The organism is Gracilibacillus dipsosauri (genome assembly GCF_003176895.1).
Taxonomy (GTDB): Bacteria; Bacillota; Bacilli; order Bacillales; family Amphibacillaceae; genus Gracilibacillus; species Gracilibacillus dipsosauri.
In genome coordinates, this window is sequence record NZ_QGTD01000021.1 from 168,938 (window position 1) to 182,574 (window position 13,637).

Consider the following 13,637-nt stretch of genomic DNA (forward strand, 5'->3'; position numbering starts at 1 on the left):
GAAAGTTTTTTTATTCAGTAAATCGTAATAATTACGATAAAGGCGGGGAATATTTTGGTGAATTTATTAAAAACGAGCAAATCATTCATAATGGTACTTGCTATTTTCGGGATTGTGTTTATGGCGGCCTGTCAACAAAATGAATCTTCATCTAAAGAGGCTGTCGCCAAGAATCAAGATGATATAGATCAAGAGCAACTATCCTTTACAGATAGCATGGAAAGAGAAGTAATCCTTGAAAAACGTCCAGAGAAGATAGTTGTACTATCACCAGAAATGCTTAAAATGATCTACGATTTAGGTGGCGAAGCGGTCGGAAGAATGTCAACTAGCGCAATTCCTATTCCTGAAGAAGCACAGGATTTACCTGAATTAGGGACGGTGAATCAAATTAATACAGAGCAATTAGTAGCCCTATCTCCAGATCTAGTCATAGGGTCACCAAATTTCCATGCAAATTTGGAAGGGATCATGGAGAGTAGCAACATTCCATTTGCGTTGCTGCAAATGCGTTCTTTTGATGATGTGAAAGAAGTGGCATTGCTGATCGGTGAAATATTGGATAAAGAAGACATAGCTAGTCAGAAAATAAAAGAAGCGGAAGAGGAGATATCCAATCTCCAAAATAAGTTACCACAAGATGACCACCCTTCCGTAGTTGTTCTAAATGTTACCGCGAAAAGTGTTTCTGTTCAAAGAGCCAATACGACTGCAATTGAAATCGGAGATTTACTCCATGTAGAGAATATTGGAAAAGATATGCAAGCAAATCCTGATTCTCAAACGTCTGCCCCATATAGTCTAGAAACTATTGTTGAAAAGCAACCGGACTATGTGCTATTAACGATTCATGGAAGTGTAGATGCAGGAAAGGAAAAAATCAAAGAAGATTTAGAAGCGAATCCAGCTTGGAACTCACTAAAAGCTGTTCAAGAGGGGAATGTTCATATTATCCCTTCCGAGAAATATCTATCAAATCCTGGTTTTGATTATGCAGACACTATGAAGCATATGGCAGAAATCGTCTATCCAGAAGTGTTTCATAATGAATGAGAAACATGCATTAAGAGATAGAGCAAGCTGGAAAGGTTTTATGGTTGCTATTTTTGCAATCCTATTAGTAATTTCTATAGTTTTTAGTATTCGATTTGGCTCTGTGAAGATTCCTTTTTTAGAAATTTGGTCAACCTTTAGCGGAAATCTAGAAAGTGAATTTCAGAATATTATTTGGAATATTAGAATTCCGCGAACCATTGTAGCTATATTGGCAGGAGCAAATTTAGCAGTGGCTGGTGTATTACTTCAAGGAATTATGAAGAATCCACTAGCCGATCCATCTATTATTGGTGTATCCAGTGGTGCGGGTTTAGCAGGAATGATTATCTTAATCCTCTATCCACACCTACCTCATTTACTAACACCTGTTGCGTTTATTGGTGCAACAATCGTAGCTTTTATTGTATATGCATTGGCATGGGAAAAAGGAATTGCCCCAACAAGAATTATCCTAGCAGGTGTAGCTGTTTCTGCATTTTTAGGATCCGGTATATCTGCTTTGATGGTTTTTTATAGTGATAGAGTACAAGGTACCATTGATTTTATGGTAGGTGGTTTAAGTACAAGAAGCTGGCCAGAAGTGGAAGTGATCCTTCCTTACTCGATCTTAGGTATTCTTTTGGCCATCATTGGTATCAGAAGAATGAATTTGTTAATGCTTGGGGATCGAACAGCTAGGAGTCTTGGGGCAAGAGTTGAATGGATTAGGTTCACGATGACGGCTGTCGCAACATTATTGGCTGCAAGTGCTGTCAGTGTCGTTGGCTTATTAGGATTTGTTGGTTTAATAGTTCCTCACACAGCAAGGTTAATCGTGGGTAATGATTATCGTGTACTCCTACCAGCCTCGATTTTCTTAGGAGCAGCGATTCTACCAGCCTCTGACACTATAGCACGAATCATGTTTGCTCCAATTGAATTACCGGTAGGAGTGATTATGGGGGCATTAGGAGCGCCATTCTTTCTATATTTATTGAGGAGGAAAATGGTATGACTATATTAAGAACTGCTTCCATTTCTCATTTTTTTTCTGATAAACAAGTATTAAAGCAAATGGATTTGGAGCTGAGAGAGGGTCAAATTTATAGCATTATTGGCCCAAATGGATCTGGCAAAAGTACATTACTACATATACTTTCTCGTCAGCTAAAGCCAAGTCAAGGTAATGTATATTGGAAGGAAGCAGACCTTTACCGACTTTCACCAAAAAAAGCAGCACAAGAACTCGCTCTGCTTGCACAAGTCAATGATTCTATGGATTTAACTGTTGAACAATTAATAGCATATGGTCGAACACCACATAAATCCATGTTTAAGAGGATAGATGAACAGGATCAAATATTAATCGAAGAAGCTATTTCTTTAACTAAGTTAGATTTACTAAGAAAGCGAAATCTTTCTCAACTATCGGGAGGAGAAAGACAGCGTGCGTGGATTGCTCTTAATTTGGTACAACAGCCAAAACTGTTATTTTTAGATGAACCAACCACTTACTTAGATATTTCACATCAATTGGAGGTATTGGAAGTAGTAGCACAATTAAAAAGGAATCAAAAGGTAACGATTGTGATGGTTTTACATGATTTGAACCATGCTGCAGCTTACTCCGATGAAGTGATTGTTGTAAAAAAGGGGTGTATCTATGGTCAAGGAGCACCCGAAAAGATTATGAATCAAAAGATGTTTAAAGAGGTTTTTGGAGTAGAAGCGGATATCTATAAGGATGGACATGATGAAACTTTACGAATTGTGATGAAACCTTTAAAAAATTGAAAGATTACCACTTATTTTTTTGATAGAAAGAGGGTTAAATGTGAATAATTATCCTTTTACAGCAATTGTCGGGCAAGATAACATGAAAAAAGCACTGATATTGAATGGAATAAACCCTAAGATTGGAGGGGTGTTAATCCAAGGAGAAAAAGGAACAGCGAAGTCTACTGCTGTTCGAGCATTAGCCGATGTATTAACGAATTCAAAGGTTGTCAATCTCCCCGTGAGTGCTACAGAAGATAGTGTAGTAGGGACACTAGATATGGAACATGTACTAAAAACAGGTGAAAAGAAGCTAGAACCAGGAATCCTGGCCAAAGCTAATAGCAATATCCTTTATGTTGATGAAGTGAATCTATTAGAAGATCATCTAGTAGATATCCTTTTAGATACAGCTGCAATGGGGATCAATCGTATTGAAAGAGAAGGAATTTCCTATGAACATCCTTCTCGCTTTGTATTAGTAGGAACGATGAATCCCGAAGAGGGGACACTTCGCCCGCAGCTACTAGATCGTTTCGGTTTGTGTGTGGATGTCGAAAGCGAGAAACAAGTAGAAGAACGAATGGAAGTTGTTAGGCGTCGAATGGCGTTTGAACATGATCAAGTTCAGTTTGAGAAAGGGTATGAGCAGGAGCAGAGAATATTACGGCAACAGATACAAAGTGCCCAGCTGCTTCTATCCTCAGTAGAAGTAAATGATGATCTTATCAGTGTGGTAGCAGATTTATCTATTGAACTAGGGATCGAGAGTCACCGCGCAGATATAACGGTTATCAATACAGCACGAACGATAGCAGCCTGGAAACAACGTACAGAGGTGCAAGCACAAGACATTTATGAAGCAGCAGAACTAGCCTTACCACACCGGTTATTGCAAGATCCTTTACAAGCTACCTCTAGTGAGAAGCTTACCATGGTACTTAATAAAAAGATCGTAGAGAACAAATGGATCGTATAATTGGACAAATGAAGGCGAAGCGTGGAATTGCTGCAGCGCTTGTCCATCCATCATTAGATCGTGTCTGTATTGTCGGAAACATAGGAACAGGGAAAACGACTGTATTAGAAGCCATCCTTGATTATTTTTCAGATGAAAAAAAAGTGACAATCCCGGCAAATGTAACTGCTGAAAGGTTATTAGGAGAAAGAGAGATTACATTGCTTTCAAAAAACGAAATAGATTCCTTGTCCCAAAGTCTTCTCTATCAAGCAAAAATCGTTGTATCGGATCAATTTGCTCTGATGAGGAAGAGTAGTCAAACAATGCTTGTGCAATTGTTAAAGAACAAAGAGTTACAAGTTTATAAGAATTCTAGACTTTCTACTTATCCTCTTTTAGCAAAATGGTTTTATTGTCTTCATCAAGAGGAGCAAGATAGATCAAACTTAAAACATGCAAGGCTATGTGTGCGAATGTCTCCCGTTTTTGAACTATCTGATCGTAGCAGAATTAGCAAATTTTTGGGTGAAGGAACAGGGGAATATAGTAAGGGGGTTATACAAGAAGCAAAACACCGATTACCTCATGTTCGAGTTCCCGAAAGGATGCTACGTCTAGCAATCGAAATAGTAATACGTTCAGGATGTAAAAACCAAGAGGCAGATATCGATTTAGTGGAAACTGCCCGTGCATTAGCAGCTTTAGACTTCTGTGAAAGCATAGAGCAGAGACATATAGAAGAGGCTGCTGAATATGTCGTGTCCCATCGAATGGGGGAGCATCAAGAATCTCCAACCTCTGAAGATTCATCTTCAACCACTGATGAAGAGCGTTTCACAGCTGACCTGCAGGAAAGAAATAACCAAACTGCTGATGAAGAAACAAAAACAGTGGATAGTGATAAAGAAAGTCATGCTAGAACGGATAAGCATCCGTCAAAAGAGTCATTTCCTAATGAACAAGTAGACTCTGACGGGATGGATGAGGAAGTAGAGCGGATGATTGCATCACTTAACGTTCAGGCTGAGTTACTCTTTACGAAAAATAAAAGGAATCCGTACAATTTAAATGGTAAGCATCAAGAGTCCAGGTCTGTAGGAGGGAATGGTCGGACAATTCGAATAATCAGTAGGCAATCAGAATCACTTTCTCTTCATCATACCTTGGTAGCCGCAGCTCCGTTTATGAAAGTTCGTACTCCTAGACAGGGGATGAAATGGGCAATTGAAAAGGAAGACATGCGTTTTAAATGGAAGAGCAAACGTGAGGGTTTTACCATCCTTTTCTTAGTTGATGCTAGCCGTTCCATTGCAGTGAAACAGCGGATGAAAGTAGTAAAAGGTGCGATTATGGAGCTATTGCGTCAAGCGTACCAAAAAAGAGATCGAATTGGTCTCGTTACGTTTAGAAAAACGGAAGCAGTTGAAATATTACCTTTTACGAATAATTTTTCAGAAGCAAAGAAAAGACTTGAGGAAATTGCTACAGGTGGAAAAACACCGTTAGCAGCCGGGTTACAGCAGGCATTAAGGATATGTGTAAAGGAAAAACGGCTGAATAAGCAATCAGTACCTTACGTAGTTATTGTCACGGATGGAAACGCTAATGAAACAGTCCTTCCAGGTGGTACGGCAGCACAAGCGAGAAATGAGGCCTATCGTATAGCAAGAAGTATTGCTAATGAACATATTCCCGTGTCCGTCATTGATACACAGAGTGGAAGGAATAGATTTGGCTTAGCGGAAGAACTAGCAAATGCTTTGCATGGCGAATATATCTCACTAGATATCTTGACGGAAAAGTATATTACAGAAGTAGTTCAAAATAAACGGTAGGATTGATTTGTCTATTCCAATTTTAGAGAAGGGAGCGTATACGTATATATGCATATCATTTTTGCAACTTCTTCATCTGGAACACTTAATGAAGCTAGAAAAGCACATACGGGAGTACTAAAAACTTATCCGAATATAAAACTTTCTTTATTTTCAATGGAGGAATCGTTGCATGCAGAGCAGTGGAGCCGATTCGAACATGCATGTAGCTCAGCGAATATATTCATTTATGATCCACATGGTGCTGACAATGAAGTGATGGAGCGAATGGTGGATATTTGTAAAGCATACGAATGTGATCAACTGTCATTGATGATTAATGGGGCAAAGTGGGAAGAATTCATCCGTTTTGGTCCACTAGATGGAAGCGACATACAGCTAGAACCTAGATCTGGACAATTAGCAATATCTGATAAGAATAACGATGATGTGGATCAACAAAAACTAAGGAAGCAAGCACTAGAAGATTATGAGCAGATTAAACGCTACTGGCATGCCTCTAGTATCCCAAATTGGCAAGAATTAATCTATTTTGTAGCAAATCTCTATGGAGAAACAGGAGTTCCTTTAGCAAAAGCCCCAAGTTATCATGATAAAACAGGTATCATTGATCCCGAAAACAATATTTACTATGACAGTGTCGATTTATTCTTGCATGAGTGTGGAGAGGATCCATTTAAACCTAAAATAGTCTTCTTTTATCTTGCTTCACAAGCTAGAATAAAGACAGTAGACATGATAAGAGAACTTAAAGAGCGCTTAAAACCTTTTGCCACCGTTATTCCGATCGGCTTTTCAAGTATTATGAAGCTGGATGTAGAAGAATTGGATCGTATATTCACGGAGATGACAGATAAAATAGAATTAATTGTTAATTTTATTGGTTTTCGTTTAGGAACAGGACCCAAAGGAGAAGGTAGAGCAGATGTCGCAGAGTGGTTGGAGAAACTAAATGTTCCGATGATTCATCCCTTTTTCCTAACACGAACGACATTAACAGAATGGGAAGAAGCAAAGAGCCTCTATTCTGTAGAAGCTATGGTGAACGTCGTGTTACCTGAGCTGGATGGAGCCATTGAAACTTATCCTATTGCAGCGATACAATCTATAGGTTTTGATGAAAAATATCAATTTGAGATAAAAGAACTTGCTTTAATAGAGGATCGTGTGAACTATTTTATTCATCGGATCGATCGGTGGCTACGCTTGCGTCGGACCGAAAATCGTTACAAGCGGCTTGCTTTGATAGGTTATAATTACCCACCTGGAGAAGGAAATTTGTTTAGTGGATCTTTTCTAGATACCTTTAGCTCTATTTCTGCCCTACTAAATAAATTAGCCGAAGAAGGTTATCAGGTTGAGCCAATGTCAAAAGAAGAGCTGGAGATACAATTCAGACGATATCAATTGTTTAATGAAACAAGTTGGGGTGTGGATGAGGATTTAGATGAACGATTGCGATATTCGGTCGATAAAGCAAATCTCCATCTAAACAAGTATCGGGAGCAGGAAAAGGTCAACAGCTATTGGGGTCACTATCCAGGGAAAATAATGACGGATGGAACGGATTTCTTCATTCCTGGGTTTATCAACGGTAATGTTTTTATTGGATTACAGCCTAGTAGAACTGGCAGTGACCGAGATTCGTCCACGAATTACCATGATCAATCTATTCCTCCACATCATCAATATCAAGCGTTTTATACATGGCTGGAGAAAGAATTTCGGTCAGATGCGATTGTTCATATCGGAACCCATGGCACATTGGAATATTTACCTGGGAAAGAAAATGGAATGTCTTCAGCATGTTTTCCGGATCAGCTAGTTCAGTCACTTCCGCATTTCTATCTTTACTATATTGGTAATCCTTCCGAGGCCATGCTTGCTAAACGTCGTACACATGCCGTGGTAAGTAGCTATCAAGCACCGCCGTTTAGAGAGGGTGGGCTGCATGGAGTTTATCTAGAACTAGAACATTTATTACACGAATATCGAGAAGCAGAACAGCTTGATCCACTTCGATGTGGAAAAATTTTGGAAGAGATAGAAGCTATAGCAAATAAAAGTGGATTTTCCAATAAGCAATTCGAGGAGATTGAGCAAGAGTTACACCGCATGCAATATGCTCTAATCCCATATGGATTACATACAATTGGAGAAGGCTTGGGTCATGAGGATGCGATAGATCATACGGTATATACGATGCGAAAAGAACACAAAGGCATAATGAGTTTGAAAAACTTAGTTGTCCAGCTAAAGCCTGCTTTGGAAGATCGAGAGGGAGTTTTAGAAAAGGAAGCAGCAATTTTATTAGAAAAATATATAGAATCAAAGGAAATACCTTATGCCAAGGAAGATTCTCTTGTAAAAGCCGCTTCAAATACTTTAGCATATGGGGAACATATTTATCTGCAAGCAAGAGGAAATAAGGAGCTTCCTTCTATTATAAGAGCATTAAATGGTGGCTATCTTTCAGCCAAATTGGCAGGCGATGTATATCGAAATCCAGAATCGTTACCAACCGGATCTAACGTCTATCAATTTGATCCCCGTTCTGTACCTAGCTCTTCTGCCATTAATAGAGGCAAAGAGATAGCAGAAGCAACACTAGCACAATATTATGAAGCAAATGGACGAATTCCTCACACGGTGGCCTGCGTACTCTGGGGTGTTGAAACCTCCAGAACCCAAGGTGAGACCATTGGACAGATTCTCGCATATGTTGGAGCAAAAGCAGTAAAACGCTCTGATGCTACCAATATGACTTTTGAGCTCATACCACTTGCTGAGCTAGGGAGACCAAGAATAAATGTAGCAATTAGTATATCCGGCGTTTTTCGCGATTTATTTCCGAATGCTATAGAGGAATTGAACAACCTGTTTCAAAAAATTTCACTTGCAAATGAAGAGGAAGATAATAATTTCTTCAAATCCTTAACCTTAAAAATCAAAAAGGCATTGTTGAGGGAAGGATATACAGAAGATGATGCGTTTGATTTGGCAACTTCACGAATTTTCGGGCCTAGAGCGGGTGAGTATGGGACTGGAATTAATCATATGATCGAGGGTGGCAATTGGGATAACGAAGAGGAATTAGGTGAGATGTACAAACACCACAGTCACTATGTCTATAGTAAAGTAAGAAGGGGGGAAAGCTTTCCTTCGTTATATGATGTGAATATGGAAGCAGCTGATGTTGTATCACAGTTACGTGCAAGTCATGAATACGAAATTACTGATTTAGATGATTATTACAATTTTTTTGGTGGATTGTCCAAATCTATTGAAAAAGTTAAAGGTAGGAAGGTTGATATTTATATAACAGATACAACTCAAATAACTCCTCACACAGAGAGTGTTAAGTATGCTATTAATCGTGGGGTTAGAACACGCTTAACTAACCCAAAATGGATAGAAGGATTGCTTAAGCACCCATATCATGGTGTACAACATATGGCTAAAAAGACAGAGAATTTACTAGGATTAGCCGCAACTACTAATCAAGTGGAGGATTGGGTTTTTTCTAATATTCATGACACTTACGTAAGAGATGAAACATTACAAGAGAGGATTCGTCAAGCAAATTCTCATGCCTATCGTCAGTTATTAGGAACTTTGGTTGAGGTGACAGAGCGCGGTTATTGGAAGCCTACAGAAGAACAATGGCAAAATCTAAAAGAAGCCTTTTTAGAAACAGAAGCCTCGATGGAATGAGCACGAGATTATTTTCATCCAGTAAATCGTAATCATTACTATTTACATTATTAAAAAGTTGTTATATAATGTTCAATGCGTAATCATTACGATTTAATAGAGGTTTTGATATAAAAGATAAAAAATATAGAAAGGAGTTAGTCAAAATGGCTAAAAAATCTAAAATTGCAAAAGCAAAAAAACGCCAAAAAATGGTGGAACAATATGCTGCCTTAAGAAAAGAGTTAAAAGCAAAGGGCGATTATGAAGCTCTTCGTAAGTTACCACGAGACTCATCACCAACTCGTTTAAAAAACCGTTGCGAGATTACTGGAAGACCACGTGGCTATATGAGAAAATTCAACATGTCACGCATTGCCTTTAGAGAGTATGCACATAAAGGACAAATTCCCGGCGTGAAAAAATCTAGTTGGTAATGGCACATGTAGAGAATGAAATAAGTAACAGGGACATCTCGAAGTGTTGTCCCTGTATTATTTTTGATATACAGAAACGTATATAGCAAGAGGAGGAAAGCCCATTGTCAACAGAACAAACGATTCCAGTAACCATTTTAACTGGTTTTTTAGGTGCAGGAAAAACAACATTGCTTAATCACTTATTAAAGGGCATGTCTGACCAAAAAATTGCGGTCATCATCAATGAATTTGGCGACACATCCATTGACAGTCACTTGGTAGTGTCAACGAAGGAAGAAATTATCGAAATTAACAGTGGTTGTATTTGCTGTAATGTACGAGGTGATTTAATAAACATCTTAAGTAATCTGATAAAGCAAGAAGAAAACATCGATCGCATTGTCATTGAGACAACAGGTATGGCTAATCCAGCTCCGATTATTCAAACCTTCCTAATGGATGAACAAACAGCAATGGCATTTGAAATAGATAGTGTGATTACGATGGTTGATGCCAAGCATATCTGGCAACATTTAAAGGAAGAAGAACCCGGGCAACAAATCGCTTTTGCAGATGTCCTGCTATTAAATAAAATGGATTTGATCACAGAAAATGAAAAGAAAGAACTGGAACAACAACTGATTAACATGAATCCACATGCAAAACAGGTATACACTACCTATGCAAATATAGACAGCCGAGATTTAATAGGGAAGAGATCCTTTGATTTAGATAATATATTAAACATAGATCCCAATCTATTAGTTGAAACACATCACCATCATCATAATGATCAAATCACTTCCTTTGTTTTTCGAGAGGATCGTCCGCTTGATCTAGATAAAGTGAATCATTGGTTTGCCTATTTAGTTCAATTTAAAGGTGAACATTTATATCGATATAAAGGTGTCCTCTATATAAAACAATTGGAGAAAAGAGTTGTTTTTCAAGGTGTACATATGCTGTTTGCAGGTACAGAGGGAGTTGCATGGGCGAACGACGAAAAACGACAAAGTGAGATAGTATTTATTGGCAAGGAACTCAACTATCGAGAGCTAGCAAAGGGATTTCAATATTGTTTAGCTTAATTTTGCGATGTAAATCGTAATTATTATTATTTATAAGGGTGGTAACTGTGAATAACATTCATGATGTCATTATTGTAGGTGCTGGTCCTTCCGGCATTGGTATCGCAGCTTTATTACAACAAATGGAATGTACATCTTATTTGATTTTAGAAAAAGAAGAGGTAGGAGCTTCTTTTCTCCAGTGGCCAAAAGAAATGCGGTTCATTACACCTTCCTTTCCAGCACAAGGGTTTGGTCAGACGGATTTAAATGCGATTGTTCCGAAAACCTCACCAGCTTACACGTTAGATATGGAGCATCCTACTGGTGAAGCGTATGCTGAATACCTTGATGTGGTTGCAGATCATTTCGCTTTACCTATTAGAGAAGGAGTCCAGGTAAATCATATCGATAAAAACGATGGTATTTTTTCGATAGATACGACACAGGGAATTTATCAAAGTCGCTTTGTTGTTTGGGCGGCTGGGCAATACCAATATCCCAATTTAAATCCTTTTTCTGGTGCCGAGCTTGGTGTGCATAATAGCTTAATTCCATCATGGCGAGAAATGGAAGGGGATGATTTCATTATAATCGGGGGCTATGAAAGTGGGATGGATGCGGCATTCCATTTAGGGTGTTTGGGTAAGAGAGCTACTTTAATAGCTAAAACGAATACTTGGGAAATAGATGATAGTGATCCTAGTGTTGCTCTATCACCTTACACATATAGTCGTATTCGTCATTTGTTAGTCTCTGATTTGTTTACAGTGGTTGGCAACACATCTGTCACAGGTATAAAGTCAGTGGCTTCGGGTTATGACATCTATACAAATAAAGGAAAAGTTTTCTCTACAGCGGTGAAGCCGATATTAGCTACTGGTTTCTCAGGGAGTACAACCAAGATAGAAAATCTTGTGACACGTGGAAAACATGGGGAAGTACTTGTCAATGATAAAGATGAATCTGTAGTGACTACTGGCTTATTTCTAGCAGGACCGGAACTTCGTCACGATGATCATATTTTTTGCTATATTTACAAGTTTCGCCAGCGCTTTGCTGTAATAGCGGAAATGATTGGCCAACATTTAGGCTTAGACTTATCTATATTAGAGGAGTATAAACGAGAGAACTTTTATCTTGATGATCTTTCGATGTGTGGGGAGAGGTGTCAATGCTAGAGTGCGTGCAGTCTTCGCCTTCTCGTCCAATAGATGTGTTGCTAGTAGGTTGTGAATCTGTTGGGAAATCGGGATTGTTTCGTCATTTGACTGGCGAAAAAAGAGCGCTGACAAGTAATGTAAAAGGTTCTACAATAGCTGCGTTAACTGCACCATGTAAATTAAATAGCAAATTGAGATTAACAGACTTGCCAGGACTTCAATTCGATATGGATAGTAAAAGTACACAGCTTACTTTAGATCGTATAGAAGAAGAACAAATCCTGCTATTAGTTGTGAAAGCAACAGAACTGAAAGAGGAATTAACCCTACTACAGAAGGAATTGAATTTGAAAGGTAAAAAAGTAGCTATCGTCGCAACACATCAGGATAAGTACTTACCTTCTAATGCTGAACAAAATAGAGTGCACGAACTGTTACAAGTACCAGTTGTCTGGATTAATGCCAGAAGGATGAATCAAGCAGAACAGGAAAAAGTAATCACATGTATCGAACATGCCAAGACTTGGGCTGTTACAGCGAGTATTCTTCATTTTCTGCCTTCATCACCTAATCCTGTTAATAAACTGATTCCAATTCTTCGCTTGAGGGTAATAGGTCCAATATTAGCTTGCCTTATGATTCTAGCAATGTTTGCCTTGCCAGTTTATGTAGCCTATTTATTTGTCAGCTGGTTAGAGCCGATTACAGAACAGTATCTACTTACACCGATAACTGCATGGTTGGAGCAGATACCTGCCTTTTTAGCGAAAATATTGGTCGGTGATTATGGATTAATTACCCTAGGCTGGTACTCCTTCCTCTGGGCGTTTCCTGTTGTCTTCTTGATCAGCATAACCACGACTATCACAGAAGAGACGGGTATACAAGAACACTTAACGAATGCTTTAGATCCATGGCTCCGTAAAATCGGATTAACAGGAAGAGATTTGCTTCCTGTCATCACTGGGTTCGGTTGTAATGTTGTCGCAGTCATGCAAAGTAGAAGCTGTAGTAGCTGTACCCGAATATCTTGTGTTTCCTTGCTTGCTTTTGGTTCAGCCTGCAGTTATCAAATAGGAGCTACCTTATCTATTTTTAATGCAGCACATGCTCCGGTTTTATTTATTCCTTATTTGTTCTTTCTATTTATTGTAGGAGCTATTCATACAAGGATTTGGAACAAAAATGCTACGAATGAGCTAACTCGTATCACTCCCTTGCCTTATCTACAAGGAATCAATTGGAGTGCATTTCGGTGGAAGGTTTCTGGTGTTATTAAACAATTTTTATTCCAAGCTATGCCGATTTTCTTGTTGATATGTTTGCTTGCCTCTGTACTGGAAATAGTAGGGATATTATCGATTTTGAGATGGCTTGCAATGCCATTATTATATCTATTTTCAATACCGACAGATGCAGCACCTGGATTGATTTTTTCTTTTATTAGAAAGGATGGCTTACTTGTCTTAAATGAGGGGCAGGGCAGTTTATTAATGGAGATGTCGATCAGTCAAATATTTATACTCGTTTACTTGGCATCAACACTATCAGCTTGCCTTGTTACATTATTTACTATCGGTAAAGAATTAAGCTGGAAGCATACTATATCAATTGCGTGGAAGCAAATGCTGACAAGTGTTGTTAGTGCAGCTTTTCTTGCTGCAGGACTATATTTCTTATCATAAAAA

General features: G+C 38.6%; 10 protein-coding genes. All 10 read left to right on the top strand.

Annotation, left to right across the window (positions count from 1 at the left end):
• Positions 1 to 57 precede the first annotated feature (57 nt).
• The 10 genes from DLJ74_RS19935 to DLJ74_RS19980 all read left to right on the top strand — a co-directional run bounded on the left by DLJ74_RS19935 (position 58) and on the right by DLJ74_RS19980 (position 13,634).
• Complete coding sequence (locus DLJ74_RS19935; RefSeq protein WP_109985799.1) at positions 58 to 1,053, top strand: ABC transporter substrate-binding protein; 996 nt, start codon at positions 58 to 60, stop codon at positions 1,051 to 1,053.
• Positions 1,046 to 2,050: a FecCD family ABC transporter permease gene (locus tag DLJ74_RS19940; RefSeq protein WP_109985800.1), complete on the top strand. Its 1,005-nt coding sequence runs from the start codon at positions 1,046 to 1,048 to the stop codon at positions 2,048 to 2,050. Before DLJ74_RS19935 ends, DLJ74_RS19940 begins: the two co-directional genes overlap by 8 nt.
• Positions 2,047 to 2,829 (top strand): ABC transporter ATP-binding protein, encoded by a 783-nt coding sequence (locus DLJ74_RS19945; protein WP_109985801.1) that lies wholly within the window; start codon positions 2,047 to 2,049, stop codon positions 2,827 to 2,829. Before DLJ74_RS19940 ends, DLJ74_RS19945 begins: the two co-directional genes overlap by 4 nt.
• A 40-nt stretch (positions 2,830 to 2,869) precedes the next feature.
• Positions 2,870 to 3,790, top strand: a complete 921-nt coding sequence (locus tag DLJ74_RS19950; protein ID WP_245902401.1) for a magnesium chelatase ATPase subunit I — start codon at positions 2,870 to 2,872, stop codon at positions 3,788 to 3,790.
• Positions 3,778 to 5,607: a VWA domain-containing protein gene (locus DLJ74_RS19955; RefSeq protein WP_109985802.1), complete on the top strand. Its 1,830-nt coding sequence runs from the start codon at positions 3,778 to 3,780 to the stop codon at positions 5,605 to 5,607. Before DLJ74_RS19950 ends, DLJ74_RS19955 begins: the two co-directional genes overlap by 13 nt.
• A 48-nt stretch (positions 5,608 to 5,655) precedes the next feature.
• Positions 5,656 to 9,321, top strand: coding sequence for a cobaltochelatase subunit CobN (locus tag DLJ74_RS19960; protein WP_109985803.1), 3,666 nt, complete (start codon positions 5,656 to 5,658; stop codon positions 9,319 to 9,321).
• A gap of 146 nt (positions 9,322 to 9,467) precedes the next feature.
• Positions 9,468 to 9,737 (top strand): 30S ribosomal protein S14, encoded by a 270-nt coding sequence (gene rpsN, locus DLJ74_RS19965; RefSeq protein ID WP_054860904.1) that lies wholly within the window; start codon positions 9,468 to 9,470, stop codon positions 9,735 to 9,737.
• Between the two features lie 104 nt (positions 9,738 to 9,841).
• The gene (locus DLJ74_RS19970) at positions 9,842 to 10,807 is read left to right on the top strand and encodes a CobW family GTP-binding protein (protein WP_054860905.1); all 966 of its coding nucleotides are present in this window, start codon (positions 9,842 to 9,844) and stop codon (positions 10,805 to 10,807) included.
• A 47-nt stretch (positions 10,808 to 10,854) separates the two neighbouring features.
• A complete protein-coding gene (locus tag DLJ74_RS19975; RefSeq protein WP_219987243.1) occupies positions 10,855 to 11,967 on the top strand; it encodes an NAD(P)/FAD-dependent oxidoreductase in 1,113 nt (370 codons plus the stop codon).
• On the top strand, positions 11,961 to 13,634 hold the full coding sequence (locus tag DLJ74_RS19980; protein WP_109985805.1) for a FeoB small GTPase domain-containing protein: 1,674 nt from the start codon (positions 11,961 to 11,963) through the stop codon (positions 13,632 to 13,634). The genes DLJ74_RS19975 and DLJ74_RS19980 overlap by 7 nt, the downstream gene beginning before the upstream one ends.
• The last annotated feature ends 3 nt before the right edge of the window (positions 13,635 to 13,637 follow it).